Source organism: Streptomyces sp. CNB091, assembly GCF_000377965.1.
On record NZ_KB899007.1, the window covers coordinates 99,866 to 126,473 of the forward strand.

General features: G+C 71.4%; 20 protein-coding genes. 3 read left to right on the top strand and 17 right to left on the bottom strand.

Features of this window, described 5'->3' with window-relative positions; all coding sequences use genetic code 11:
* Positions 1-19: 19 nt before the first annotated feature.
* From D581_RS0128525 to D581_RS01000000137835, 12 genes are all read right to left on the bottom strand, one after another.
* The gene (locus D581_RS0128525; RefSeq protein WP_018960560.1) at positions 20-1,321 is read right to left on the bottom strand and encodes a hypothetical protein; all 1,302 of its coding nucleotides are present in this window, start codon (positions 1,319-1,321) and stop codon (positions 20-22) included.
* Positions 1,322-1,421: 100 nt separating this feature from the next.
* Positions 1,422-2,657, bottom strand: coding sequence for an MDR family MFS transporter (locus tag D581_RS0128530; protein WP_018960561.1), 1,236 nt, complete (start codon positions 2,655-2,657; stop codon positions 1,422-1,424).
* A 45-nt stretch (positions 2,658-2,702) separates the two neighbouring features.
* A complete protein-coding gene (locus D581_RS0128535) occupies positions 2,703-4,169 on the bottom strand; it encodes an amidase (protein WP_018960562.1) in 1,467 nt (488 codons plus the stop codon).
* Positions 4,162-4,368, bottom strand: a complete 207-nt coding sequence (locus D581_RS0128540; protein ID WP_018960563.1) for a hypothetical protein — start codon at positions 4,366-4,368, stop codon at positions 4,162-4,164. Before D581_RS0128540 ends, D581_RS0128535 begins: the two co-directional genes overlap by 8 nt.
* A gap of 41 nt (positions 4,369-4,409) precedes the next feature.
* Complete coding sequence (locus D581_RS0128545) at positions 4,410-5,303, bottom strand: ornithine cyclodeaminase family protein (RefSeq protein WP_018960564.1); 894 nt, start codon at positions 5,301-5,303, stop codon at positions 4,410-4,412.
* Positions 5,300-6,526: an aminotransferase class I/II-fold pyridoxal phosphate-dependent enzyme gene (locus D581_RS0128550; protein WP_018960565.1), complete on the bottom strand. Its 1,227-nt coding sequence runs from the start codon at positions 6,524-6,526 to the stop codon at positions 5,300-5,302. The genes D581_RS0128545 and D581_RS0128550 overlap by 4 nt, the downstream gene beginning before the upstream one ends.
* Complete coding sequence (locus D581_RS0128555; RefSeq protein ID WP_032753227.1) at positions 6,526-7,407, bottom strand: alpha/beta hydrolase; 882 nt, start codon at positions 7,405-7,407, stop codon at positions 6,526-6,528. Before D581_RS0128555 ends, D581_RS0128550 begins: the two co-directional genes overlap by 1 nt.
* Positions 7,408-7,436: 29 nt before the next feature.
* Positions 7,437-8,327 carry a hypothetical protein gene (locus tag D581_RS0128560; protein ID WP_018960567.1) on the bottom strand — a complete coding sequence of 297 codons (891 nt, stop codon included), beginning with the start codon at positions 8,325-8,327 and terminating at the stop codon, positions 7,437-7,439.
* A 15-nt stretch (positions 8,328-8,342) separates the two neighbouring features.
* A complete protein-coding gene (locus D581_RS0128565; RefSeq protein WP_018960568.1) occupies positions 8,343-9,203 on the bottom strand; it encodes an aldolase/citrate lyase family protein in 861 nt (286 codons plus the stop codon).
* Positions 9,200-10,147: a 2-oxoglutarate and iron-dependent oxygenase domain-containing protein gene (locus D581_RS0128570; protein WP_018960569.1), complete on the bottom strand. Its 948-nt coding sequence runs from the start codon at positions 10,145-10,147 to the stop codon at positions 9,200-9,202. Before D581_RS0128570 ends, D581_RS0128565 begins: the two co-directional genes overlap by 4 nt.
* Entirely contained in the window at positions 10,144-10,647 is a 504-nt protein-coding gene (locus D581_RS0128575; RefSeq protein ID WP_018960570.1) for a MaoC family dehydratase, read from the bottom strand. Before D581_RS0128575 ends, D581_RS0128570 begins: the two co-directional genes overlap by 4 nt.
* The gene (locus tag D581_RS01000000137835; protein WP_018960571.1) at positions 10,644-12,257 is read right to left on the bottom strand and encodes a 2-isopropylmalate synthase; all 1,614 of its coding nucleotides are present in this window, start codon (positions 12,255-12,257) and stop codon (positions 10,644-10,646) included. Before D581_RS01000000137835 ends, D581_RS0128575 begins: the two co-directional genes overlap by 4 nt.
* Before the next feature lie 315 nt (positions 12,258-12,572).
* Here D581_RS01000000137835 and D581_RS0128585 point away from each other — a divergent pair, with 315 nt between their 5' ends.
* Entirely contained in the window at positions 12,573-13,967 is a 1,395-nt protein-coding gene (locus D581_RS0128585; RefSeq protein ID WP_018960572.1) for an MFS transporter, read from the top strand.
* 81 nt (positions 13,968-14,048) lie between these two features.
* Positions 14,049-17,564, top strand: a complete 3,516-nt coding sequence (car, locus tag D581_RS0128590; RefSeq protein ID WP_018960573.1) for a carboxylic acid reductase — start codon at positions 14,049-14,051, stop codon at positions 17,562-17,564.
* A gap of 96 nt (positions 17,565-17,660) precedes the next feature.
* Here the strand turns inward: car and D581_RS0128595 are convergent, their stop codons facing one another.
* The 3 genes from D581_RS0128595 to D581_RS0128605 form a co-directional block, all read right to left on the bottom strand.
* On the bottom strand, positions 17,661-18,566 hold the full coding sequence (locus tag D581_RS0128595; protein WP_018960574.1) for an LLM class flavin-dependent oxidoreductase: 906 nt from the start codon (positions 18,564-18,566) through the stop codon (positions 17,661-17,663).
* Positions 18,567-18,743: 177 nt separating this feature from the next.
* Positions 18,744-20,132, bottom strand: a complete 1,389-nt coding sequence (locus tag D581_RS0128600) for a uracil-xanthine permease family protein (protein ID WP_018960575.1) — start codon at positions 20,130-20,132, stop codon at positions 18,744-18,746.
* A 187-nt stretch (positions 20,133-20,319) separates the two neighbouring features.
* Positions 20,320-21,549: an MFS transporter gene (locus D581_RS0128605; protein WP_018960576.1), complete on the bottom strand. Its 1,230-nt coding sequence runs from the start codon at positions 21,547-21,549 to the stop codon at positions 20,320-20,322.
* Between the two features lie 162 nt (positions 21,550-21,711).
* On the opposite strand from D581_RS0128605, the gene D581_RS0128610 reads away from it, so the two are divergent.
* Positions 21,712-22,902, top strand: coding sequence for an ROK family transcriptional regulator (locus D581_RS0128610; RefSeq protein ID WP_018960577.1), 1,191 nt, complete (start codon positions 21,712-21,714; stop codon positions 22,900-22,902).
* 73 nt (positions 22,903-22,975) lie between these two features.
* Here D581_RS0128610 and D581_RS0128615 read toward each other — a convergent pair whose 3' ends face one another.
* Positions 22,976-23,722, bottom strand: a complete 747-nt coding sequence (locus D581_RS0128615) for an SDR family oxidoreductase (RefSeq protein WP_026290997.1) — start codon at positions 23,720-23,722, stop codon at positions 22,976-22,978.
* Positions 23,723-23,903: 181 nt separating this feature from the next.
* Positions 23,904-26,276, bottom strand: a complete 2,373-nt coding sequence (locus D581_RS0128620) for a chitinase C-terminal domain-containing protein (protein WP_018960579.1) — start codon at positions 26,274-26,276, stop codon at positions 23,904-23,906.
* Between the last annotated feature and the right edge of the window lie 332 nt (positions 26,277-26,608).

The window sequence follows — 26,608 nt, forward strand, 5'->3', positions numbered from 1 at the left end:
CACGGGACGGACGTCCGGGTCAGCCTGCCTGCCAGCCGACGGATCCCAGGATGCTCGATCCCGTCGCCCGCGGTGCGGAGCCGCCCGGGGCGGGTACGTCGTAGCGCACCCCGCATCCGGTCATGCGTCCTCCCATGAACAGGGGGCCGAACACCGCGCGCGTCGCGATGCCGTGGTGTTCGCCCCGGTCGCAGTCGAGGACGTCCGCGTGGATCCCGGTGCTGTGGACGGTCTCCTGCGCTATCCAGGTGCCGGCCTCGCGGGCCCTGTCGATGACCTCCTCCCAGGCGGACGCGTCGGTCAGCGCGCCGATGTGCACGTCGAAGTTCTGGTCGCCGTCGGAGCGCTTCAGGACGAAGTCCGCCCGCCGCCCGCGCAGCAGTTCGTCCAGCTTCCAGGACATGCCCCGGTATTCGACGGTCTCCTCCCGGACCGAGCGCGACCAGGGGATGTACCGCCGCACGAACTCCCGGTCCCGGTCGCTCATCCAGTCCTGCCCCTGGGACAGCAGGGCGAAGAGCTGCTTGTTCGCCGCCTGGTAGGAACTCTGCGGCGTCAGCACCGCGGCGCCGCACTTCCTGATCGTCAGCAGCGGTCCGAGTTCTCGGCCGGCGTCGATCCACTCCTGTGGCACGGTCCGCTCCAGGACCAGGGGGAACTCGCCCCGACGGGAGCCGAGGGCGTCGATGAACTCGTCAGTCTCGAAGTACTCCGCCCTGATGCCCGACTTCCGCAGGGAGTCGGCCTCGATCTCGTAGTACCTCCGGTTCCCCCCGGAGTCGGAGAGGAAGACGTCCGGGAGATGGCCGACCAGCGCGACGTACGGTTCCAGACCGAGGTCGTCCAGGACGGTGCGCAGCATGTCCCCGCGTGTCTTGAGCGGATCGGCGAGCGTGAGGGTGTTCAGGGCGTCGTCGGGCAGGAGCTGCCGCCACAGCTCGTTGAGGAGGTGGACGTAGACCTGACCGCCGGTGGACGAGCAGAAGTTGAACTCGATGAACTTCCATCCGGCGTCGGTGAGGATCACGTCCGGTCGGCCCATGACCGTGGCGTAGGCGTTCTCGAACTCCTCGTCCCCGTAGAACTCCGTCAGCCGCTCGTCCAGGCCCAGGGCCCGGTGCCGGGAGACGCAGTCGTCGCCCAGGTGGTGCACCGCCCGCCGCAGCAGGTCGGCCAAGTAGGCGATCGCGTCCTCCAGTTCGGCGCCCAGCGCCGCGGGCAGGACGACGGGACCGGCCGGGGCGATCCGGTCGAACCAGAAGGTCCTGAAGCCCCGGAACTGGTGGTCGAACGCGTTGAGGAGCCTGCGGGGGTCCGTCACATGCGGCCTCCGCGAAGCCGCTGCCCGCGGGGTCGTCGAGGTGTCTTCCATGTCTTTCCACTCCTGCTAGAAGGCTGTGCGGACTGGGGGCCAGGGGCCCCTAGGGAGCCCGCGTGGACCGGAGGGCTCGTGCGGACCCGGGGGCGTCCTCCTTCCCGCGGCGCGGCCGCAGCAACGCGACGTAACCGGCGGCCGCGAGCGCGCCGATCACCGCGCACCCCGCCCAGAGGGTGTCCGTGCCGTGGGCGTCGATGATCAGACCGCTCGTCAGCGGTGCCACGAAGCCGCCGACGGCCCAGGTCAGGACCATCACGCCCTCGTAGCGGCCACGTGCGTGCTCCGGAGCCATGGCGGGCACCTGCGCCTCGCTGGTGGGTACGTAGGCGATCTCACCGAGGGTGTAGACGACGGCGGCGCAGCAGTACAGCAGCACGGTGCCGGCGTGTCCGTTGAGCACCGAACTGAGCGCGATCAGCAGCGCCCCGCAGGCGAGCACCCAACCGGCGGGCCGGTGCTGGGTGAAGCGGGTGACGGCGAGCTGGAGAGTGACGATCATGACGCCGTTGACGCCCGCCACGATCCCGTAGTCCGCGGTGGACAGGCCGGATTCGGCAATGGACAGCGGCAGTGCCAGGTGCCGCTGGGTGAAGACGGTGACCACCAGGAGGTTCAGTCCGGCCAGGCACATGAACCGGCGGTCGCGGACCACGGCGGCCAGGGACGTGCGCGGGGCCGCCTCCTCGGACGGTTCCGTGCGGAGCTTCGCCGGCAGGGTCTCGGGAATCCGCCAGAAGACCAGCACCGCGCACAGCAGGGTGCTGGCGGCGTCCACCACGAACAGGGTCGGATAGCCGAAGGCGGCGAGGGTGCCCGCCGACAGGGCGGAGACGGAGAATCCGAGGTTGAGCGCCCAGTAGTTGAGCGAGTAGGACCGGGGCCGGGACTCCTCGGGGACCAGGTCCGCGAGCATCGCCCCGATCGCGGGCTGTGACACCTTCAGCGCGACGCCCAGCACGGTGACACACGCCGCGATCGTCACGGGCTGCTCGGCGAGTCCCAGGGCGAGGGTGAAGACGGCGGCGCCCAGTTGCCCGGTGAGCAGGGTGGGCCGCCTGCCCCACCGGTCGCTGAGCGACCCGCCGATCAGCGATCCGGCTATCCCGCCGAGTCCGTACAGCGAGATCACCAGGCCCGCGTACGTGGCGGAGTAGCCCCGCTCCACGGCGAGGTAGAGGGACAGGAACGGCATGACGAACAGGCCGAACCGGTTCACCAGCGTCGCGGTCCACAGCCACCAGAAGCCGGCGGGGAGCGGGGGGCGAGTGCGGTCGTTCACCTCAGCCCTTCTGCCGACGGGTCGCCGACGGGCGGGACCGCCGTCTCATGCCGGCCCCGGACGGGTGTCCCGGCGGCCGAACTCGGCCTCCAGGGCGAGGCCGGCCCGGAACAGGCCCGCCTCGCCGTACGCGGGCCCCACGAGCTGCACACCGATGGGCAGACCGTCGCCGGCGAACCCGAGGGGCAGGGACATCGCGGGGTGTCCGGTGACGGCGAACGGGATGGTCTGCATGTCGTTGGCCAGCTTCGGCGGGGGCCAGTCGGCGCCGAAGGCGTCGATCCGGGCCGCGGTGGTCTGACCGCACGCCGTGATCAGCAGGTCGTGGGAGGCGAAGACCCGCCGGTCGAGGGCCGCGGCGAGGCTGTCGCGGACCTGGCGGGCCCGCTGGAGCTCGTCGGCGGTGATCCCCGCGCCGGGCATCAGTTTCTGGTAGGTGTAGCGGCCGAAGGACCGCGGCGCGCGGCGCAGGTTCTCCTGGTGCACGGCGAACCCCTCCGCCATCAGGATGACCCGGCCGCAGGCGTCGAACAGCTCGTACGGCGGCAGCTCGCACTCCTCGACGACGGCGCCGAGCCGGTCGAGGTGGGCCAGGGCCCGGTCGATGCTCTCGGTGATCTCCGGAAGGGTCCCCGGATCCGACGCGTACCAGGCCTTCGAGTACGCCACGCGCAGCCCGCGGACCTCCCCGCTCAGCGAGCCGAGGAAGTCGGGCTCCGGCGCCTCGCGGGTGCGCGGGTCCCTGGGGTCGGGACCCGCGACCACCTGGAGGGCGGCGGCGGCATCGGCCACCGTCCAGGCGAGGGGCCCGAAGTGGTCCATGGTGGGCGCCAGCGGGGTGGCGCCGTGACCCGAGACGCTGCCGTAGGTGGGCTTGAGGCCGACGGCCCCGCAGTGGAACGCCGGGCCGCGCAGCGAGCCGGCGGTGTCGGACCCGAAGGCGACGCGGAGGAACCCGGCCGCCACCGCGGCGCCCGCTCCCGACGAGGAGCCGCTGGGGATGTGCTCGCGGTTCCAGGGGTTGCCCGCCGGCGGGAAGGGCAGGTCCGTGCTCGGTCCGCCGAACGCGAACTCGTAGGTGGCCAGCTTGCCCAGCAGCACCGCGCCGCCGGCCCGCAGCCGGGCCTCCACGGTGCTGTCCTCGGTGGCCAGGTCGGTGAGGGTCAGCCGCGAGTGGTTGGTGGTGGGCAGGCCCTCGGCGGCGAGGATGTCCTTCAGCGCGTACGGGATGCCGTGGAGCGGTCCGCGGTCGACGCCGTCGCGCAGCTCCCGGTCCGCCCGCGCCGCGCGCCGCAGCGCGAGGTCACGGGTGACCAGGACGAACGCGTGCAGCTCGCCGTCGTACGCGTCGATCAGGCTCAACGCGTGCTCCACCAGCTCCACCGAGGTGAGCGTCCCGGCGCGCAGCCGCGCACCGGCCTCCGCCACGGACAGCCCGGACAGGCCCGGGGCTTCGCGCGGTTCGGGTACGTCGGGCCGAGGGCCCGGCCGGGCGGGGGCGGTGTCAGACATCGGCGATCTCCACGTCCCGCAGCAGTCGGTTCATCGCGCGCAGCGAGCGGTGTCCGGCCAGGACTCCCGGCGCCAGGTCCGGCGGCATCTCGATGCCGAGGCGGGCGAGAGCCGCGTCGAACTCCCGGTCGGCGGCCGCCCCCGCCGGCTCTCCGTCCTCGTGCGACCCCGTGGTCTCTTCCGTGCCGACGTGTGCCACGTACGGTCGTCCTTTCGTTCCGGTCAGCGCTGACCGCTCGGTCAACGGTGTGGCCGCGCCACCAGATGGGCGCAGGTGATGAGGTCCAGCGAGGCGTGCCCGGTGGAGCTGAAGACGGTCCGGCGGCGGTCGAATCCGGCATGCCCGCCGGTCTCCAGGGACTCCAGGTCGATCGCCGTACGGTGGATCTCCCCGGCCTCGGCCACGGCGATCGCCCTGTCCTCGACGACCAGCGTGGCGGCGGCCAGGAGCGAGCGCGGCAGCTCCCGGGACTCGGTGGTGTGCGCGCCCATGCAGTTGATGTGCACGTGCTCCGGCAGTTCGGCGGCGATCGGCAGCGGCCGTACGGAGGTCGTCGCCGTCGAGACGACATCCGCTCCCGCGGTCGCCTCCTCGGCCGACGCGCCGACCAGGGCGCGTACGCCCGGATCGGCGCGCCGGATGCGCTCGCACAGGATCCCGGCGTGCTCGGGGGTGCGGGAGTGGACCCGTACCTCGGTGATCCGGCGCACCGCCGTCACCCCGAGGTACTGCTGCCACGCCTGCACCCCCGATCCGACGATCCCGAGGACGGCGCTGCCCGGGGCCGCGCAGGCGTCGGTGACCAATGCCGTCACGGCCGCGCACTTGAGGTTGGTGACGGCCGCGCCGTCCAGCACCCCGAGGAGCTCCCCGGTCACGGTGGAGAACACCGGGACCACGGACGTCACGGTCGGGCCCGGACCGTCGGTGATGGTGGCGGTCTTGTTGACGCACAGCCCGTGATCGGCGCTGACGGCGGGCATGGACAGGAATCTGGTGCCGCGGCCGTCGTCGACGACCTGCCGCAGGGGTACGGCCATCCTCCGCACCGCGCCGCTGCGCAGGCTCTCGCGCATCAGCGCGGCCACGGCCGCCACGTCGGACCCGTCGTGGTCCGTGCCCGCGGGGGTCATGTGAGCTCCGCCAGTACGTCGAGGAGGTCCGCCGCGAAACGCTCGGTCAGCTCCGTCGGCATGTCGCCGCGCAGCATCATCCGCACGCCCGCCTGCCCCTGCGCCACGATCGGGAAGAACATCGCGGAGCAGTAGTAGCCGCGCCGGTAGAGCTCGGTCGACAGTCGTACCGCCCGGTCGTTGTCGCCGACGGTGACGAACTTGATGTGCGATCCGGCGCCCCGCAGGCCGTGGTCGCGCAGCCGCTCGTCGAAAAGGGCGATGTTCTGGGCGAGTCGTCGCTGTCGCAGGCCGAGCTCCGGGCTCCGGTGGACCTCCAGGGCTCCGAGGGTGGTGCCGACCGCGGCGGTCCGCAATCCCTGGGACCAGGCCAGCGGCCCGGTCCGGTAGAGGAGTTCGAACATCTCGCGGTCGCCGACCATGGCGATGCCGCCGGTGCTGCCGAACGCCTTGGCGATCGAGGCGACGACGATCGTGCGGGAGCCGAGAGTGTCGAACACGGTGCGCGCGTATCCTTCACCGCGCTCGCCCACGGCCGACAGCGCGTGGGAGTCGTCGAGGTAGACGAACATCCCGTACCGGTCCTGGAGGTCCTTGATCCCCTTCAGGTCCGCCTGCCCGCCGGTGGAGTAGGCGCCTTCGGCGACGTAGGCCACCCGCGGATACCGCTTGCAGACGTCCTCCAGGTACTGCATGTCGTTGTGCGGACAGGTCAGCACCAGCGTCTCGTCGGCGAGAACGGGCTTGAGGAAGTTCAGTGAGAAGTGCGCGAACCGGTCGAAGACCACGACGAGGGGCTCGCCATCGGTGAGATGCCCGGAGGCGAGCAGCGGCAGGATCGCCGAGCTGAGCACTCCGCAGGACACCGAGGGCAGGACGTGGGCGCCGAAGTGCTCGGCGAGCTCCTCCTCCAGCCGTTCCATGATGCCGAGCCGGATCCGGAACTCGCCCATGGACAGCCCGGTGATCCGCTCCTCCTCCAGCGCGGCCCGTCCGGCCTCGACCACCGTGGGGTGGCTGTTGAGGCCCAGGTACGAGCAGGACGACAGGTTGGCGAACTCGTGCCCGGTGCGGACGTCGCGCAGCCGGTTCTGCCCTTCGACGGCCTCGACCACGAGGCCGAGCATCCCGTGCTTGCGGGACAGGCCCCACGCGGCCTCACCCGCGGGCACCATCTTCCGGTTGTTGCGGTACCGATGGGGCCCGGTGATGTCCTCGGTCATCACGCCCCCGCCGCCTGGGCGCGGAGCCAGCCGCCGAGCCGGCTCACGGCCTCGCGGGCCTTGCCGAGGCGCGAGTGGTGGAGGTGCCAGACGTGCACCATGCCGGGCCAGACCTCCAGCACACCGGTGCCGCCCGCGCGCCGCAGCCCGGCCGCGAACCGCTCGGCGTCGCTGCGCAGGATCTCGCGGCTGCCCACCTGGAGGAGCACCGGGGGCAGACCCGCGAGCTCCCCGAACAGCGGGGAGACGTACGGATGCGTGCGCGGGGCGTCCGCCAGGTACGACGCGGACACCAGGTCCACTACCGGCTTGCTGAGCATGGGATCCTCCTGCTCCAGGGCGTGATAGCTCTCCCCGCTGCCCGTGAGGTCGGTCCACGGCGAGACACAGGCCGCCGCGGCCGGGGCCGGCAGCCCCGAGTCCCGCAGCTTCAGCAGCATCGCGAGCATCAGGCCGCCGCCCGCCGAGTCGCCCGCGAGGACCACGTCACCGGCGGCGACCCCGTCGGCGAGCAGACTCCGGTACGCGGCCACGGCATCGTCGAGCGCCGCCGGATAGGGGTGCTCGGGGGCTCGCCGGTAGTCCACGAAGAACATCGGGCAGCGGGCCGCGCGGGCGATCTCGGAGACCATGTGACCGTGGCTGCGCAGCGATCCGTACACGTACCCGCCACCGTGCAGGTAGAGCCCGGTCAGGGAGCCCTCCGCGTTCGGCGGGGTCAACAGGTGACCGCCGTCGCGCTGTTCGACCACGATGTCGTCGGCGATCGGCGCGCCCCAGGCGTCGTAGAACACCCGGGCTTCGTCGATGTCCAACGGCCACTCGCCCGCCGCGAGGGCCGCGAGGAGCTTGTCGAGCTCCGCGCGGTCGCTCGCGGACATGGACGGCACGCTGTATTCCGCGGACGTCGTCACCGGTCCGTCCCGACCGGGTCGATCCCGCGGTGGAAGCGCTCGCGGGCGGCCTCGTCCGGCACCTGGAGGCTGGGCTGCGGGATCTCCAGGCGGTAGTGCCGGTACCACTTCGACAGCTCGACACCCTCGGCGAACTGGTACTCCAGGTGCCGGATCGGACGGCGGGCGGGCCGGGTGGAGTCGGTGGGGCGGGGCTCGGAGCCGGCGTGCGCGAGCCCGCGGTCCACCTCGTTCAGCAGGACGACCATGACCAGGTCGGCGGAGAGGTCGGCCTCCACGGCGGCGGCGTACCCGGCCAGGACCGGCCCGGCGTGCTCCTCCTTGACCGCGACGTTGTAGCTGTGCGGCATCAGTTCCAGCAGATCGGCGGGGGCGACCCCGGTCTCCTGGCAGTAGGCCCGGGTGTCGCAGACCATCGGGGTGCCGTGGGTGATGTTGGTGTTGGGCCCGTAGATGTTCCCGATGAACGGTGTGGCGGCGTCGAAGTGCACGCACTTGGTCGTCAGGAACTCGCGCTCGGTGGTGTGGTCGCCGTTGGGCGTGAAGTGCGTGTTCTTGTTGTACCCGTCGACGTCCATGCCGGCGATGCGGTCGTAGTCCATCGCGACGGGGCTGAACCGGGAGACGTCGACGTGCTCCCCGAAGCCGCGGAACAGCGATTCGAGGTAGTCGCGGGCGATCGCGGCGTCCTGCTCCTTGTGGACGTCGAGTCCGTGGTGCGCCAGCGTTCTGGAGACGCCGAGGCAGACGGCCACGCCGTCGCCCTCGGCGACCAGCCGCACCAGTTCCCGGACGAGTTCGTCCCCGACGGCCCGGAGCCGGCCGTCGGTCAGCTCGGTCGGGTGGGTGGAGACGTCGATGACGGCGTGCTGCGGAAGCTTCTTCACTGGGGTCCCCCTGGGCTAGTTGGTGCGGGCGTTCCGGCCGGTTTCGGCGGGTGCGTGGAGTGCGAGCATGCGTTGGGCCCGCAGCACGAACGGCGGGGCGAGTACCCGGTCCTCCTCGACCGCGAAGCCGTAGGACGTGGAGTGGTAGTCCTCGACCACGCTGCGGTACTCGGCGATCTTGTCCGCGCCGACGGTGAACGTCTCGGCGATGGTGTCGACCTGCCGGGGATGGATGGCCGCCTTCCCCGTGAATCCGGCGTCCCGGGCGGCCCGGCACTGCGCCGCGACGGCGTCGAGGTCGTGCAGTTCGAACGAGTTGGTGTCGATCGCGGGCACGCGGTACTTGGCCGCCGCGGTGCAGAGCCGGGCTCGCGCGTGATCGAGGTAGAAGGTGTTCTCGGCGTACAGGTCGGCCGTCAGATCCGCCTGTCCGAAGCAGAGGCCGTCGCTGACCGCGGCGATCTCGACGGCGTTGTCGACGGCGTCGACGCTTTCGATGAAGCTGCAGATCTCCGGCGGCTTGGAGGTGTGTGACAGCAGTGACCGGTAGATGGCCACGTCGCCGGCGCCGGAGATCTTGGGGATGAAGACCACGTCGAGAGGTACGCCGCCGATGGTGGCGTCCATCTCGATCAGCGCCCGCAGGTCCTCCAGGCCGTCGGGCGTCGCGATCGTGTTCACCCGCATGCCGAGTGCGGGCAGCCCGGCCCCGCTGAGGTCCGCCCCCGCCAGCAGCTCGCGGGCCTCGGCCTTTCTGGCCGGATGGATGGAGTCCTCCAGGTCCAGGACCAGTATGTCGGCGCGGACCCGGCCGGGCCGGGCGACCGACGCCAGCAGCAGCGCGGGGGTGTAGAGCAGGCTCGCGTACGACTTCACCGGGCGTCTTCCCTTCCGAACAGCAGGTTCATCTTCTGGAGGGAGTAGTCCTCGTAGCGGATGGGCTCGTACTTCGCGGGGCGGTCCGACGCGAATGTGGGGAAGCACTCGATGACGGTGTCGTCGTTGGCCAGCTTGAAGAACACGATGGACTGCCGCCGCCGGTCGGCGAGCCGCACCCGGTGCGGCGTCGACACGTACTCGTCGTTCGACCAACGAGCCATCAGGTCACCGATGTTGACGATGAAGCTGTCGCGCTCCGGGACGTCGATGTCCAGCCAGCGGCCGGAGCGGTCCTGTAGCTGGAGGCCGGGGCCGTCCTGGGTGAGCAGGGTGATCAGCGTGCCGTCCGTGTGCTGCCCCATGCCCTGGTCGTTGAGGAACTCGGGGGCGACCCCGGGGTAGAGGTGCGAGCGGAGCGAGTCGTTGGAGGTGTTCGTCCGGATGGCGAAGAAGTCGCGGGGCAGGTCCAGGGCGAGGGCCAGCAACTCGGCGATCCGGCCCGCCACGGTCTCGCAGGCGGCGAAGTACCGCTTCAGGGCCGTGCGTAGCTGTGCCCCCGACTCGTCCTCGGGGAACGGGAGCTTCTCCTCGTCGTCCAGGATCAGCCGTCCGGTGCTGAACTTCTCGACGTAGTCCGAGGGCATTCCCGGTTTCCCGGTGTAGGCGTAGGCGTTCTCGGAGAGGAGGGCGCTGTACCCGTAGGGGCTGTAGTCGTTGTCGCCGCGTGCGGTGGAGGTGCTCATGGGAAACGCGCGCTTCCTCTCCAGCGGGAGGCCGAAGAAGCGCAGCGAGGCGTCGTAGGCGTCGTCGAAGACCTCACGGGCGATGCCGTGTCCGCGTACGACGAAGAACCCGCTCCGCCGACAGGCGTCGGATATCTCCTCGGCGGTCCCGTGTTCGAGGCCGGGCCGTGCCGGAGCCAGGTCGATGACCGGAATCATGGGTGCGCCTCCTGCTTGGGGACGAGAATCGTCCGCTCGAATTCGATGACCGTCGTGTCGTCCTGGTTCCGGCCGGTGGTGTGGACGGTCACGATCCCCTGGTCGGGACGTGTGCCGGACTCGCGCCGGGAGACGATGCGGGTCTGTGCGTAGAGCGTGTCGCCCACGAACACCGGGGCGGTCAACCGCACGTTGTCCCAACCGAGGTTGGCGACGCACTTGGCACTGATGGTGGAGACGGTCATCCCGTTCACGATCCCGAAGGTGACCAGACTCGAGACGACGATCCTGCCGAACCTGGTCTGCTCGGCGTAGACGGCGTCGATGTGCAGCGGATGCTGGTTGAGGCAGAGCAGGGAGCTCCACACGTTGTCGGTCATGGTGATCGTCCGGCCCGGCCGGTGTTCGACCACCTCGCCGGGGACGTAGTCCTCGTAGACCATTCCGCTGTCCTCCCGGTAGATACCGGGGCCGACCGTGTGGAACGAGTTGTTCTTCACTGGTCTCCTTCGTGCGTGCCCGCCCGTAGCAGCGCGGAACGGGCGGATCTGTGTGCGGCGTCGGCGACGGTGGCCGCCCGGCCGAGCCCCCAGACGGTGCGGCCGTCCGTCTCCACCGCGACGAGGCAGGTCATCGGTGCGCCGGCCGCCGTCGAGCCGGTGAACCGGGGCCGGGTGAACCCGACACCGTGCTCGGCGGCGAGCCGTGCGAGGATCGCGGCGCCGTCGGCACCATCACCATCGCCGTCGTCGTCGGGCAGCGCGGGCGAGTCGTCGAGGCAGTAGGTCTTGAGGAGCAGCTGCCAGATCTCCGGCGGCTCCAGTTCGCGCCGCAGGGCATCGGCCGCGGACTGGACCACGGCCGCGAAGTCCCGCCGCAGTTCGGCCGGCAGGTCGACACCCCAGCCCGCCTTGAGCACGTAGGCGATGCCGCCCTTGCCCGACTGGCCGTTGACCCGGATGATCGCCTGGTAGTCGCGGCCGACGTCCTTCGGGTCGATGGGCAGGTAGGGCACCTGCCAGGGCATGTCGCCGATGTCCTTGCCCTCCCGTTCGGCCCGTTCGGACAGCGCTGCCAGGCCCTTGGCGATGGCGTCCTGGTGGGTGCCGGAGAAGGCGGTGTAGACCAGGTCGCCGGCGTAGGGGTGGCGGGGGTGCACGGGCAGCCGGTTGCAGTCCTCCACGATCGCGCGGACGGCGTCGATGTCGGAGAGCTCCAGCTGGGGATCGACCCCGCTGCTGAACAGGTTGAGCGCGAGCGTCACCAGGCAGACGTTTCCGGTGCGTTCGCCGTTGCCGAACAGGGTGCCCTCGACCCGGTCGGCCCCGGCGAGCACGGCCAGTTCCGCCGAAGCGACGGCGGTGCCCCGGTCGTTGTGCGGATGGACGGAGAGGATGATCGCGTCACGCCGGTCGAGGTTGCGGTGCATCCACTCGACCTGGTCGGCGAAGACGTGGGGCGAGTGGGTCTCCACGGTGGTCGGGAGGTTCAGTACGAGCGGCCGGTCCGACGTGGCGTCGACGACCTCCGCGACCCGGTTCGCGATCTCCAGGGCGAGCTCCGGCTCGGTCACGTTGAAGGTCTCGGGGGAGTACTCGAACCGGATGTCGGTACCGGGCTCACGCTCCGCCAGGCGCACCAGGTGCTGTGCGCCGTCGACAGCCATGCGCAGGACCTCGCGCGGCGACATCCCGAACACGACCTCGCGCCACAGGCAAGCCGTCGCATGGCACAAATGCACCACGGCGCGGTCGGCTCCGCGAATCGCGTCGAAGGTTCGCTCGATGAGTTCTGGACGGGCCGGCGTGAAGACGGAGATCGTGACGTCGTCCGGAATTTCGTCCTTGGTGGCCAGTTCGCGGACGAAATCGAAATCATGCGCACTGGCAGCTGGATATCCGACTTCTATGTCTTTGAAGCCTGTCGCCACGAGCAGGTCGAACATCCGCTGCTTGCGGCCCCTGTCCATGGGCTCGGCCAGCGCCTGGTTTCCGTCCCGGAGGTCGACCGAGGCCCAGATCGGAGCCCGGTCGAGTGTGGCGTCCGGCCACCGCCGTGACCAGCCTGAAGTGGGAGAATTGGCGTCCCGCGCATAGCGGCGGAACGGCATGGGCGACGGGCGCTGTTGAATTCCCCGGAACTCTCGGGAAAAGGACAATGTTGTTCCCCCCTGCACTTCCAGGCTGTGCCCTCTGGTGATTCTCAGCGCTCCGAGGCTATGGAGCGTCAGACCCTGCGGGGAAGTGGACCATTCTCTATGCCTGACCCTGGAATCGGACGATTCAGACATCGAGGTCGGCCCGGTCGGCTGCGTGGTTGACGCTGCGCGTTTTGTCACTAGGGTTTCGCAGTATTGTCGGCATCAAATTCACCGGCTCATGCGCGCTCACGCGAACCCATGCGAACTCATGCGAAATGGCAGGCCATGGCCGAATCCACCAGTTTCGACAACCGCACGTCCGACACCGGCCCCGCGGCCCTGCGGCCCGGCCGCGTCCTGGCGGTGGCCTGTCTGGCGCACGGGATGATCGTCGTCGACACCAGCATCCTCCACGTCGCGATCCCGGCGATCCGCGACAGTCTCGACGCGAGCCTTCCGACGATGCAGGCCGTCGTCACCTCCTACGTGGTCGTCATCGCCGGCCTGATGCTGGCCGGCGCCGCGGCGGTGGGGCGCTACGGCGCGGTGCGGATGTTCCGGCTCGGGGTCGTGCTGTTCGGGGTGGCCTCAGTGCTGTGCGGCCTCGCCCCCAACGGCCCCGTGCTCGTCGCCGTACGGGCGGCCCAGGGGCTGGGCGCGGTGCTCGTCATGCCCGCGACGCTGGTGATGCTCACCGACACCTACCGGGAGCCCGGCAAACGCGCCAAGGCCATCTCCATCTGGTCGATGGTCGCCGGGAGTCCGGTCGCCTTCGGTCCCACGCTCGGGGGCGCCCTGGTCGCGTCGGTGGGCTGGCGGAGCATCTTCTGGATCAACGTGCCCATCGTCCTGGTCGTCCTGTGGCTCTCGGCACGGAACATGCCTCGGGTGGAGCGGTCCACGTCCAAGGAACCGCAGGACGTGCCGGGCCAGTTGCTGTCCGTCGTCTTCCTCGGCGGTCTCGCGCTGGCGCTCGCCGAGGGCCAGGAGCTGGGATGGACGCGGCCCCTGCCCGTGGTGGCCGCGGTGGCGGCCCTGGCCGCGTTCGCCGCGTTCGTGGTCCGCCAGCGCCGCTACGCGTACCCCATGATCCCGGCGGACCTGTTCCGGGCGCCCGGGTTCCGCGGCTACGTCGCGGTCGGCCTGCTGCTCTTCGTCGGCTACAACGGGCTGATGTTCACGCTCAGCGTGTTCCTCCAGCAGGTGCGGGGCTACGACCCGGTTACCGTCGGGCTCTTCTTCCTGTCGTCCGCCCTGCCGATCACCTTCATGCCGCTGGCCGCGGGACGCTTCGCCGCCAAGTACGGCGCCCGGGCCGTGCTGGGCGCCGGCATCCTGCTCTCCCTGCTCGGCGCGGTGGTGCTGGCCGCCGTGGGCGCCACCCCGGTCGGCACCTGTGCCGGGCTGGCGTTGATCGGGTTCGGTTTCGGCCTGGTGACGGTGCCCCAGATCACCCTGACCCTGTCCGCCGCCCCCGAGCACCGGTCGGCCATCGCCTCCGGGCTGATGTCGGCGGGCCGGTCGACCGGATCCCTGATCGGGGTCGCCCTCCTCGCCGGCCTCCCGTCGGGAGGCGGCATCGCCGCGCCGGCGTTCGCCCTTGTCGCCGTCTACACCCTCATGGGCCTGGCCGCCCTCCTCGGCGGCCGGGCCAAGCCCGCCGACGCGACGCCCGGCTGAGAGCTGTCCCACCGGGCCGCACTCCGACCCGCACGCGCGCTCGCAGCTGATTCCTCGCACTCCACACACACCGGAGCCCTCATGTCCGAGCATCAGGCAGGTCACGACGTCGCATCGAGGATCGCGGCCCTGTACGCGGATGATCCCGAGTTCGCCGGGGCGGTACCGTCCCCCGACGTCGCCGACGCGATGGGCCGCCAGGACGGCCTCATGGAGGTCATCGCGGCCGCCATGCACGGGTACGCCGACCGGACGGCCCTCGCCCGCAGGTCCGGCCGTGTCGTCCGCGACCCCGCCACCGGCCGGCACACCCGTGAACTCCTGCCTTGCTTCGACACGTTGACCTACGCCGAGCTGTGGCAACAGGTCGGCCGACTGGCGGCCGCCTGGGCCGACGGCGCCGACGGCGTGCGCGCCAAGGACTTCGTCGCGACCCTGGGGTTCACCGGTGTCGACTACGCGGTCATCGACCTGGCCTGCATGTACCTGGGTGCGGTGTCGGTGCCGCTGCCCACCGGCTCGTCCGCCGCACGGCTGGCTCCGGTGGTCGCCGAGACGGGGCCGAGGATCCTCGCGGCCGACGTCGCCTCGCTCGACGCCGCGGTCGAAGCCGTCCTCACGTCCGCCTCCATCGAGCGCCTGGTGGTCTTCGACCACGACCCCCGGGTGGACGACGACCGGGAGGCGATCGCGTCGGCCCGCGGCAGACTGAGCGGGCGGGCCGAGGTGGTTACGCTGGTGGACGAGGTGGACCGGGGCGCCGGTCTGCCCGCCGCGGAACCGTACGAGGACGGGGATCCGGACCGGCTGGTCGGACTGATCTACACCTCCGGAAGCACGGGCACGCCCAAGGGCGCGATCTACACCGCCTCCATGATCACGAGGATGTGGCAGAACGCCCGCGGCGGGCTGAACGCCGGAGGCGGCAGCGGGACCCCGGTGTTCGTGCTGCACTACATGCCCATGAGCCACGTCAACGGCCGCGCCTGGCTGGTCAACGGCCTCGCCGCCGGCGGCACCGGCTACTTCGCGGCCCGCGGCGACATGTCGACGCTGTTCGACGACATCCGCCTGGCGCGTCCCACGGTGCTCAGCCTGGTCCCGAGGATCTGCGACATGGTGTATCAGCGGTACCAGCTGGAGGCCGACCGCGTCGGCCGTACCGGCACACCCCGCCCGCAGGCCGAGGCGGCCGCGTCCGCCCGGGTCCGCGACGACATGCTCGGCGGCCGGATCGTCTTCGCCCTGTGCGGCAGCGCGCCCTTGTCGGAGGCGATGCACACCTTCACGGCCTTGCTCCTCGGCACGCCGATCATCGACTGCTACGGGTCGACGGAGACGACCCGGGCCATCGTCGTCGACCAGGTGGTCCGCTGCCCGCCGGTGACCGACCACCGGCTGGCCGACGTTCCCGAACTCGGGTACTTCAGCACCGACAAGCCCTACCCCCGCGGCGAGTTGAGGGTGAAGTCGGTCGGGCTGTTCCCCGGGTACTACCAGCAGCCCGAGGTCACCGCCCGCGCCTTCGACGAGGACGGCTTCTACCGCACCGGCGACGTCTTCGCCGAGACCGCGCCGGGCCGTCTGGTCTACGTCGACCGGATGAACAACGTGGTGAAGCTGTCCCAGGGCGAGTTCATCGCCGTGTCCGGTCTGGAGGCGCTGTACGCGACGAGCCCGCACATCGCGCAGATCTATGTGTACGGCAGCAGCGAGCAGGCGTTCCCGCTGGCGGTGGTGGTCCCCGACGCCGAGCGCCTGGGACGGGCCGACGACGACGCCGTACGGACCGCGGTCCTGGATTCCCTGCGGGAACTCGCCCATGGTGCGGGCCTGCACGCGTACGAGATCCCGCACGACGTCGTCGTCGAGCGGCAGCCGTTCACGGTGGCGAACGGGCTGCTGTCGGGGGCCGGCAAGATTCTCCGGCCCGCCCTGAAGGAGCGCTACGCACCGCGCCTGGAGCGGCTGTACGCGGACATCGCGGCCGGCCGGGCGGGCCAGATCGCGGCACTGCGCGCCGCGGGCGGGAAGGTCACGCCGCTGGACGCGGTCCGCGCCGCCGCGCAGATCACCCTCGGCTGCCCCTCGTCGCTGGTCCGGGCGGAGGCCGCCTTCACGGATCTGGGCGGCGACTCCCTGTCGGCACACACCTTCTCGACCGTCCTCGAACAGATCCTCGACGAGGAGGTGCCCATCCAGGTCGTCCTCCAGCCCTCCTCGACGCTGGCCCGCATAGCGGAGCGGCTCGGCCCGGCCCGGGACGCCCGGGAGGCGCGCCCCACCTTCGCCTCGGTGCACGGAGGCGACGCGCACGAGGTGAGGGCCGCCGATCTGACTCTCGACCGCTTCCTCGACGGGCGGCTCCCGGCCGCCGGGCGCGGCGCGCGGCCCGGCCCGGCCTCCGTCGGGAATGTCCTGGTCACCGGGGCGACCGGGTATCTCGGACGGTTCCTGGCGGTCGACTGGCTGCGGCGCGTCCGCGAGACGGGCGGCCGGCTGACCTGCCTGGCCCGGGCCACCGACGACGGGGCCGCACGGCAGCGTGTGCTCGCATGCCTGCGCGCCGCGGTGGCCGACCCCGCCGACTGGTTCGACGCGGCCGCGGAGCGGCATCTGACAGTCCTGGCCGCCGATGTGTCGGCGCCACGGTCGGGCCTGGCGGAGACGGCCTGGGAGTCGCTCGCCGAACAGACCGACCAGATCGTGCACGCGGCGGCGCTGGTCAACCATGTCCTGCCGTACCGGAGCCTGTTCGCGCCGAACGTCGCCGCGACGGCGGAGCTGATCAGGCTGGCGCTCACCGGCCGGGCGAAGCGGTTCGCCCATGTGTCGACGGTGGCGGCCGCGATGCTGCCCGACGGCTCGTTCCTCGACGAGACGGCCGACATCCGCACGGCGTCCCCGGTACGGCCGCTGGACGACTCCGACGCGAACGGATACGCCACGAGCAAGTGGGCGGGCGAGGTCCTGCTGCGCGAGGCGCACGAGAGGGAAGGGCTGCCGGTCACGGTGTTCCGGCCGGACATGATCCTGGCCCACAGCAGCCTGCCGGGCGGGCTGAACCTGACCGACCGGTTCAGCCGGCTGCTCCTGAGTGTCCTCACGACCCACATGGCGCCGCGCTCCTTCTACCGGCTCGACCGGGACGGCGGCCGTTCGCGGGCGCACTACAGCGGTCTGCCGGTCGACTTCACCGCCGCCGCGATCACCGCGCTCAGCGCCGGGAACGAGGACGGGTACGTCACCTACAACGCGGTCAACGCCCACGACGACGGGATCTCCTGGGACGAGTTCGTGGACTGGCTGATCGACGCGGGCCACCCGATCGCCCGGTTCGACGACCATCGGCAGTGGCACATGCGCGCCGAGGCGGCTCTGCGCGGTCTGCCCGACCACCAGCGCCGGCTGTCGCTGCTGCCGCTGATGCGGGCGTACGCCCGGCCGGGCGTACCGAGGGCGGGCTCCGCCGTGCCGGCCACCCGGTTCAGCACGGCGGTCGGCGCCCTCGGGGTGGGGGAGGGGCGGGTGCCGTCGCTCTCGCCTCCGTACCTCGCCAAGTGCGTGGCCGACCTGCGGCTGCACGGCCTGCTCTGAGCGGTGTCCGCGCGCTGCGGCCTCCGGTACGGGCCCGGCCCCGCCCACGATCGCGGTGGACGGGGCCGGAAGGGTCGTGAGGCGCGGCAGGGGCGCTCAGCCGTTGGCGGGGGCGATCTCCTCGATGACGTGGCGGGGACTCGCGAAGAACCCGGACTCGCGCGGGTAGTGGACCACGATCTCGGTGAACCCCAGCTCGGCGCACCGCCCCGAGACGTCCGCGAACGCCTGTGCGGACTCCGTGGTCGGCAGCAGGGAGAACCCGGTCAGCAGCGTACGGTCCAGGGACTTCGGGTCGCGGCCCTCCCGTTCGCACGCCTCGTCCAGCTGCTCCATACGCCGCGCGAGCACCGACCAGGTCCAGGACGCGGTCCGCTCCTGCCTGGGCAGGTCCCCCTGGTCGGTGACGACCCATGAGGCGCCGTGCCGCGCGACGGTGCGCATCCCCAGCGGGCCGTTCGCCGCCAGCACGAAGGGCACCCTCGGCCGCTGGACGCAGCCCGGCTCCAGTCCGGCGTCGACGGCCTCGTAGTAGCGGCCGAGGAAGGTCGTCCGCTTGCGGCCGTCGGGCGTTCCGGTCAGCAGCCGGTCCAGGAGTTCCACGGACTCGCGGAACCGGCCGCCGCGTTCGTGCACCGACCAGCCCTTGCCGCGCTCGCCCTGGCCGAGCACGAAGGCGTCGGCGTCCGGCGAGCCGGCGCCGAAGCCGAGGACGAAGCGGCCCTCGCTGATGGCGTCCAGCGTGACGACGTCGTGGGCGAGGGGCACCGGGTGGCGGTAGTTCGGCGACGTCACCAGCGTGCCGATCCTGATCCGCGAGGTGACCCCGGCGGCGGCCGCCAGCGTGGGCATCGCCCCGTACCAGGCGCTGTCCGGCAGTCCGGCCCAGGTGATGTGGTCGTAGCTGTAGGCGGCGTGGAAGCCCAGCTCCTCGGCGTGCCGCCAGCTCGCGGCCGCTTCCCGGAACGGGCGGTCGGGCAGGATACAGACGCTGATGCGCACGGTGACTCCAGATTCGTTGCTGCTTCCCGGGGCTCCCGACAGTACTGATCCCGCGCCTCGGCGCGGAGTCAGGAGATCTCTAGACCGCACCCTTGAATCCGGCCAATGCGGCACCTCCGACGGAAGTCGGCCGCGGGAGTCACCTCGGGCGTCCCGGCCCACCCGCGCGGTCCGCGCTCACGACCCGCCCGGCAGACCCCGGTCGTACCCCGGGTTGTCCGGATCGGTGAGCGGCGGTTCGGCCTTCATGTGGGCGGGAGCCAGGGCTCGAAGGGCGTGGTAGCCGACGAGGACGATCAGCGTGCCCAGCGCGATGCCGCTCAGCTCGAAGTTGTCGGTGAGCTTCAGGCTCACGTTGCCGATGCCCACGATGAGCCCCGCGGCCACGGGCACGAGGTGGAGCGGGTTGGACAGGTCGACGCGTGAGCGGACCCAGATCTGGGCGCCGAGCAGGCCGATCATGCCGTAGAGGATGACGGTGATCCCGCCGAGGACGCCGCCGGGGATGGCGGCCACGACGGCGCCGAACTTGGGGCAGAGACCGAACAGGATCGCGAAGCCGGCGGCGCACCAGTAGGCGGCGGTCGAGTAGACGCGGGTGGCGGCCATGACGCCGATGTTCTCGGCGTACGTGGTCGTCGCGGGACCGCCGACCGACGTCGCCATCACGGTGGCCGCGCCGTCGGCCATGATCGCCGTGCCGAGCTTGTCGTCCAGCGGGTCGCCGGTCATCTCGCCCACGGCTTTGACGTGTCCGGCGTTCTCGGCGATGAGCGCGATGACGACGGGCAGGGCGACGAGCACCGCGGAGAGCGAGAAGCTCGGGGCGTGGAGGGTGGGAAGGCCGATCCAGTCGGCCTCGGCCACCCCCGAGAGGTCCAGGCGCCAGTGGTCGACCGGTTCGGTGCCTCCGGCGGGGGAGTGGATCTTGCCGAAGACGCGGTCGAAGACCCAGGAGACCAGGTAGCCGAAGGCGAGGCCGAGGAAGATCGCGATACGGGACCAGAAGCCTCGCAGCACGACGAGGGCGAAGCCCGTGAAGAGCATGGTGAGCAGCGCGGTCCACTGGTCCTGCGGCCAGTAGGTGCCGGCGGTGACGGGAGCCAGGTTGAAGCCGATCAGCATGACCACCGCGCCGGTGACCACCGGCGGCAGGAGGGCGTGGATGACACGGGCGCCGAGGGCGCGGATGGCCGCCCCGCACAGGAAGAGGACCGCGCCGACGACCAGCAGTGCGCCGGTGAGGGTCGCCGCGTCGCCGCCCTGGGTCTGGATGACCGCGGCCACGCCGATGAACGACAGGCTGCTGCCGAGATAGCTGGGAATGCGGCCACGGGTGATGAGCAGGAAGAGGATGGTGGCCGCACCGGATGCCATGACGGCGAGGTTGGCGTCCAGGCCCATCAGGATCGGGGCGACGAAGCAGGCCCCGATCATCGAGACCACGTGCTGGGCCCCGAGACCGGCGGTGCGCCCCCAGGTGAGCCGTTCGTCCGGCCTCACGATCTCGCCCGGTGCGAGGTTCTTCCCGTCGCCGTGCAGTCTCCAGCGCACGCCGAGACTCATGGTTGCTCCCTGAAGGTCTGCTCGGTGTGCCGGCCGGTCTGCGACCCGGTGTTCGGTGTTCACCTGCGGAAAAGATCAGCGCCATGGTAATGGTGCGGCGGAGGGTGCCCGCGCGGAGGCCTCCCGCCGCGCGCCGCCGTACCGCGTCCCGCGCCGCAGCACCTGTGCGTGCCGCCGCCCCGCCCGGTCAGCTCCCGGCCGCGCTCTTCGTCGTCGTACCGCTTCCGGCCGCCGATCCGGTGACCTTGCGGTCGGCCGATCGCAGCACCCCGGCGCCCAGCACCAGGCCGAAGGCAAGCACGGTCACCACGCCGAACGACACCACCAACGAGGTGGCCTCGGCCAGCGAGCCGATCGCGGAGGGGGCGATCAGGCTGGAGGTGTACGTGATGGTGGCGATGCCCGCGATGGCCTGACTCGGGTTCGGCCCGCTGCGCCCGGCCGCCGCGAAGGCCAGCGGGACCACGACCGCCACACCGAGGCCCAGCAGCGCGAAGCCGCACATCGCGGCCGCGGGGGAGGGCGAGAACACGACCAGCAGCCCGCCCGCGGTGGCCATCAGCCCGCCGGTCCGCACCGTGCGGACCGCGCCGAAACGGTCGACGATCCGGTCTCCGGCGATCCGGGCCAGGGCCATCGTCAGGGTGAACGCCGTGGTGGACGCCGCGGCGAGACCGTGCGAACTGTCCAGAACGTCCCGCAGGTAGACCGCCGACCAGTCCAGGCTGGCGCCTTCCGCGAACACCGCGCAGAACCCGATCGCCCCGATGATCAGGGCCGACTTCGGCGGCACCGTGAAACGTGGCGGCGGCTCCTCGTCCGGGCGGCTCCGGAGATCGAGGACGCCCCGGCAGGCGATCAGCCCCAGAGCCGTGAGCACCAGGGCGGCGATGGCGTGGTGCAGCCGGGCGTCGGTCGCGGTGTGCGCGGCGACGGTGCCCGCCGCCGAACCGATCAGCGCGCCCACGCTCCACATGCCGTGCAGGCCCGACATGATCGACTTGTCGAGACGGTTCTCCACCTCGATGCCCAGGGCGTTCATCGCCACGTCGGACATCCCGGCCGTCGCCCCGTAGACGAACAGCGCCGCGCACAGCGTGACCAGGCCCGGCGCGAGCGCGGGCAGGATCAGCGCCAGCGTCCACAGGGCCAGTAGCCCCCGCAGGGCGGTCCGCGCGCCGAACCGGTGGCTGATCCGGCCGGCGAGCGGCATCGCGATCGACGCGCCGATCGCCGGGAAGGCCAGCGCCAGCCCGAGCTGGCCCGCGCTCACTCCGGCGTGGTCCTGGATCCACGGCATCCGGGTCGCGAAACTGCCGGTCACCGCCCCGTGGACGGTGAAGACCGCGGCGATGGCGATCCGCGCCCGCTTCACCTGCTCCGTGCTGTAGACCGTGACGGTCGGGTCGTCTCTCATGCCGTCGTGTCTCTCCCCTGGGAATTCTGGGATGCCGGCGGTCCCGGCGCCCCGTGCGACGATGCGGGCCGTAAACTATCAGGAACCCTGCCTGATAAATAGCCGCCACTGTGCGGCCCGGCCCCGGCAAGCGGCGGGGCGGCGATCTGGAAGGATCTCGGTATGCCCGCATCACCGAGCACGGCTCGGGCCATCAACGACCGGCTCGCCCTGCGGCTGCTCCAGCAGGACGGCCCGCTGACGGCCACCCAGCTCAAGACGTTGACCGGACTTTCCCGCCCGACCGTCGCCGACCTCGTCGAACGACTCCAGAGGGCCGGGCTGATCCAGGTCGTGGGCGAGTCCGGGGCCGTCCGCCGCGGACCCAACGCCCGGCTGTACGGGATCGTCGCCGACCGGGCCCATCTCGCGGCGCTGGACGTACGGCTCGGAAGCGTCAGCGTGGTCGTCACCGACCTGTTGGGGGCCACGCTCGCCGAGGGCTCCCTGCCCATCGGCAGCGACACCGGCACCGAGCCGGCCGTCGAGCGGGCCGTCGCCCTTCTGGAGCGCACCGCCCGCGCGGCCGGGTCCGTCCCGCTGCACAGCGTCGGGGTCGGAGCGCCGGGGCTGATCGACCCCGGCACCGGCGAACTGCGCGACACCACCGGCCTGCCCGCCTGGCACCGAGGCCTGGTCCGGGAGCTCCAGCGGCGGCTTCCCGCCGCCGTCCTGGTGGAGAACGAGACCAACCTCGCGGCCGTCGCGGAACACCGGGCGGGCGCCGCCCGCGACCGGGAGACCTTCGTCCTGCTCTGGCTCGGCCAGGGGATCGGGGCCGCCGTCATGCTGGACGGCAAGCTGCGTCAGGGGGCGTCCGGCGGCGCGGGCGAGATCGGTTTCCTCCCCGTCCCCGGCGTGAGCGGGCCGCCCTCGGCGGTCAACTGCGAGGGCGGCTTCCACTCCCTGGCCGGCTCCGCCGCGCTGTGCGAACTCGCCGTCGCGCACGGCCTCGTGGACCCCGGCGCGGTGACCGGCGGCCGGGAGGACGCGGCGGCCGTGGACGCGGTGCGGACCGCCCTGGGAGCCGGGGAGGCGGGCGAGCCCTTCCTGAAGGAGCTGGCGGACCGCCTCGCCCTCGGCGCCGCCGCCGTCGTCTCGGTGCTCGACCCCGGCTGCGTCCTGCTCGCGGGGGCCGTGGGCCACGCGGGCGGCCCCCCGCTCGCCGCCCGGGTCGAGGAGCGGCTGGCCGCGATGTCACCCCTGCGGACCGACGTCCGGGCCGGTTCGCTGGGTGACGGGGCCGTGCTGCGCGGTGCGCTGATCACCGCCCGGGACGCGGCGCAGGACGCGCTCTTCGCGCCGGAGGGCTGACCGGCGGCCCACAGCTCCGCGTTGGCGTCGGCCGGCCCACAGCTCCGCGTAGGTGTCGGCGGGCCGGTCCGGCTCAGGCCGGGTGGCGGTGGCGGTGGTCGAGGAACTCCTCGAACGTCACGGTCCCCGTGGCGTGCCCGGGCGCCAGGTGGTCGCCGCGCCGGTAGCCCGCGTACGCCTTGCCGGCCAGCCGGACCGGTACCACCCGCCGCCTGCGTCCGGTGGCCCGCAGGAACGTCCCGGCCAGTTCCGTGAGCCCGCGGACCTCCGGGCCGCCCAGGTCGGGCACCCGGCCGGCCGGTCCGCCCAGCGCCAGGGCCGTCAGCCGGTCGGCGACCTCGCCGCTGTCGACCGGCTGGACCCGCACACCGGAGGGCACCGGCAGCACGGGCAGCTTCGCCGCGCCGGAGAGAATGCGCAGGACCAGGTCGTGGAACTGTGTGGTCCGCAGGATCGTCGAGCCGAGACCGGAGTCCTCGATCATCCGTTCCACCCGGCGCTTGACCGTGTAGTAGCCCAGCGGCAGCCGGTCCACGCCCACGATCGAGATGTAGAGCAGATGCGGCGTCCCGGCCCGCTCCGCCGCGTCGATGAGGAACCCCGCCGCCCGGTCGTCGCCGCCGCGCGGGGTCGTGGCGCAGTGGACGATCACGTCCGCCCCCTCGACCGCCGCGTCCAGGCCCTTGCCGTCGCGCAGATCGACGGCGTACGAGGGGGAGCGGCGGCTGAGCCCGCGGACGTCGGCCCCTTCGGTGCGCAGCCGCTCCGCGACCTGCCGGCCGAGGGTTCCGGTGGCGCCGGTGACCAGAATCGTCGTCATGGTGCCAGCCTGCCAGAACGGGGTCCGGGCCGCCGGAAAGCGTCCGGGGCCGGTCAGCTGCCCCGCCCCGGCAACGCCCCCGGCCCCGGCGGTGGACGCCGGGGCCGGGGACGGCGGGGCCGGTCGCCCGGTGGTGAACGGAGGGGTGGAGCCGCTCACCACCGGGCGGTCGGAGAAGGGTTCAGCAGGCGCCGAGGTCCTTCCAGGCGCCCCACTGGCCGGCGGATCCGGGCGTCTCGCCCTTCGTCCACCACGAGGCCTTCCACTGGCGGCCGCCGTGGCTCACGGTGGAGCCGCCGCCGTACTCGGTGGCCGCGTTCCAGACCGGGGCCGAGCAGGTGCCACCCGGCTGCGTCGGGGTCGGGGTCGGGGTCGGCGTCGGACCGGTCGGGTCCGGCGTCGGAGTCGGGGTGGGGGTGGGGTTGGTCCCCGTGCCGGGCTCGACCACGGTGGTGCCGCGCGCCAGGTCACCGGCGAGGGAGTAGGACTTCCCGCCGAAGGTCACGGTCCAGTTCGACGGCGTGGAGGTCGGCAGGTAGTAGACGAAGTCCAGCTCCACCGAGGCGCCCGGGGCCAGCGTCTGCCAGGCCGGGAGCTTCAGCGAGACGCGGTTGTAGTCGCCCTTGAGGCCGCCGATGTTGTTGGCCGCCGTGTGGTCGCTGCGGATGATCGTCGTGCCGAAGCCGGACTGGTCCTTGGCGTTGGCCGGGGCGGAGGTGGAGTAGTCGAACTGGAACTCCGTACCGCCCGGCAGCGTGGCCTGGGTCCGGTTGGTGATCTTCAGCTTGGGGCTGATCGGGTAGTTGGAGTCGCCCAGCGGGAACTGTCCGAAGGAGACGTCGATGTTCACGGCCTGGGTGGGCAGGTCGATCGTGGAGCGCTTCGCGCCGTACGGGGTCGCCGACTTGAAGGCGTCGTACATCGCGGCGGTCAGCGTCGAGCCGGTCTCGTACTGGCCCTTGGCCGCGTTCCACTGGTAGTCGCCCGCCAGCTCCCAGATCATCGTGCCGCCGATGCCCTTGTCCACGACGTAGTCGGCCTTGGCCTTCACCGACTGCTCGTCCTCGGTGGAGAGGAACACCTTCTTCTGGGCGTTCCACAGCCACGGCGCGACCAGCGTGGAGTCGTACTTGCGGACGTACGTGCCGGTCAGCTGGGTGTTCGCGGGGAAGCCGTAGTCGGTGACGTAGTCGCCGACGATGCCCTTCTCCAGGTTCTTCGCGTGCCACATCGGGTTGGAACCGGCAGGCGATTCCTTGCCGTTGGTGTCCTTGTCGTGCCAGAGGTTGTCGATCCCGACAGCGCCGTCACCGCACTTGGTCAGCCCCGCGCCCGCCGGGCAGTCGGTCGTGGCCGCCTTGCCCCACAGGCCGTCGGTGCCGCCCTGCACGTTCTTGAAGCCGCGGGTGTAGTACGGCAGGCCGATGTTGATCCGGCCGGCCGGCATCGAGCCGCGGAAGTAGTGGTAGGCCCAGTCGGTGTTGAGGTAGCCGGTGCCGCCGTACTGCGAGGTGGAGTACACGCTCGCCTGCGCCAGTTCGGCGTCCTTGCCGTCGTCGTAGAGGGAGGCGTTCGGGCCGACGTACTCGTTCCAGGCGCCGTGCAGGTCGTAGGACATGATGTTGACGTAGTCCAGGTACTTCTGCATCTGGTACGTCTCCATGCCCCGCAGCAGGTAGCCGGAGGAGGGGGCGGCGACGGTCAGCAGGTAGTGCTTGCCGTCGGCGGCGCCCGCGCGGTCGAGCTTCTCGCGCAGCGTCTTCATCAGGGCGTCGTAGCCCTTGACCAGCCCGGCGCGGCGGCCGTTGGACAGCGTGTGGTCCAGCGGGTTGCCCGCGTCCTTCATGGTCGTCGCGTACTCGTAGTCGATGTCGACGCCGTTGAAGCCGTACTTCTTGATGAAGTCGACGGCCGAGTCGGCGAAGGTGTTGATGCCGCTCTGGTTGACCGAGCCGTCGGCGTTGGTCGCCATCGAGTAGAAGCCGCCCGAGTCGACGCGCTTGCCGTCGGGGCCGAAGTAGCCGCCGGTCTCGGCCCAACCGCCCACGGAGACCAGGGTCTTCACGTTCGGGTGCTTCTTCTTGTACTTCGTCAGCAGGTTGAAGTGCCCCTTGTAGGGGAGCGCCGGGTCCATCTCCGCGCCCGCGACACCGGGCCAGGTCATGCCGGTGGAGGCGTTGTCGGCGCTGTCGGGGCCGACCGAGAGCTTGTTGGAGCCGTCGACGTGCGCGAAGGCGTAGTTGAGGTGCGTGACCTTGTCCCACGGGATGTCCGGGACCAGGTAGGCGTCCTTGCCGTCCTTGCCGGTACGCCAGTTGGTGAAGTAGCCGATCACGCGGCGCTTGTGGTCGGCGCCCATCATCTCGCGGCCGTCGGCGTCGTAGACGGAGCAGTAGGGGACGTCGACGCCGGGGGTCTGGTAAAGCCCGTCGGGGCGACAGGAGGTCTGGTCGGCGGCGGCCGACGGACCTGCGGCGAGTGAGCTCATCAGCAGTCCGGCGACGGCGGCGCCGGCGGCGAGCAGGGTGGCTCTCGCTCGGGTGGGGGACAGCATGTGGTCGTTCCTCCTGGGGAGGTCGGCAGAACACAACTGGCAAAAGGGGGTGGGTCGTGTCGGGGTCCTGGTGTGCGCACACCGCCGGACCGAACCTCGGAGGTGACGCAGAGATTAAGAGGACTAGACCAGTGCGTCAATAGGTCTGGACCTTTAAGCGTCAACTTTTCCCGACGGGTTCCCTGCGGCTTTCCTGTGGCTTCCCTGTGGCGCCCCGATGACTACGTTGTCGGGTTCTCGCCAACGGATTCACGCCACGTTTCCTGTGACCCAGCCCACAGTGCTCACCCGCATGGCCGTGAGGCGTCCGTGGCAGACTGGTTCCGTACCAG

Excerpts from the sequence above, each read along its gene's own strand:
- D581_RS01000000137835 (WP_018960571.1), bottom strand. The coding sequence starts at position 12,257 with ATGCCGTTCCGCCGCTATGCGCGGGACGCCAATTCTCCCACTTCAGGC.
- D581_RS0128545 (WP_018960564.1), bottom strand. The coding sequence starts at position 5,303 with ATGACCCCCGCGGGCACGGACCACGACGGGTCCGACGTGGCGGCCGTG.
- D581_RS0128620 (WP_018960579.1), bottom strand. The coding sequence starts at position 26,276 with ATGCTGTCCCCCACCCGAGCGAGAGCCACCCTGCTCGCCGCCGGCGCC.
- D581_RS0128555 (WP_032753227.1), bottom strand. The coding sequence starts at position 7,407 with ATGTCCGCGAGCGACCGCGCGGAGCTCGACAAGCTCCTCGCGGCCCTC.
- D581_RS0128615 (WP_026290997.1), bottom strand. The coding sequence starts at position 23,722 with ATGACGACGATTCTGGTCACCGGCGCCACCGGAACCCTCGGCCGGCAG.
- car (WP_018960573.1), top strand. The coding sequence starts at position 14,049 with ATGTCCGAGCATCAGGCAGGTCACGACGTCGCATCGAGGATCGCGGCC.
- D581_RS0128605 (WP_018960576.1), bottom strand. The coding sequence starts at position 21,549 with ATGAGAGACGACCCGACCGTCACGGTCTACAGCACGGAGCAGGTGAAG.
- D581_RS0128550 (WP_018960565.1), bottom strand. The coding sequence starts at position 6,526 with ATGACCGAGGACATCACCGGGCCCCATCGGTACCGCAACAACCGGAAG.
- D581_RS0128535 (WP_018960562.1), bottom strand. The coding sequence starts at position 4,169 with ATGTCTGACACCGCCCCCGCCCGGCCGGGCCCTCGGCCCGACGTACCC.
- D581_RS0128600 (WP_018960575.1), bottom strand. The coding sequence starts at position 20,132 with ATGAGTCTCGGCGTGCGCTGGAGACTGCACGGCGACGGGAAGAACCTC.
- D581_RS0128585 (WP_018960572.1), top strand. The coding sequence starts at position 12,573 with ATGGCCGAATCCACCAGTTTCGACAACCGCACGTCCGACACCGGCCCC.
- D581_RS0128610 (WP_018960577.1), top strand. The coding sequence starts at position 21,712 with ATGCCCGCATCACCGAGCACGGCTCGGGCCATCAACGACCGGCTCGCC.
- D581_RS0128570 (WP_018960569.1), bottom strand. The coding sequence starts at position 10,147 with ATGATTCCGGTCATCGACCTGGCTCCGGCACGGCCCGGCCTCGAACAC.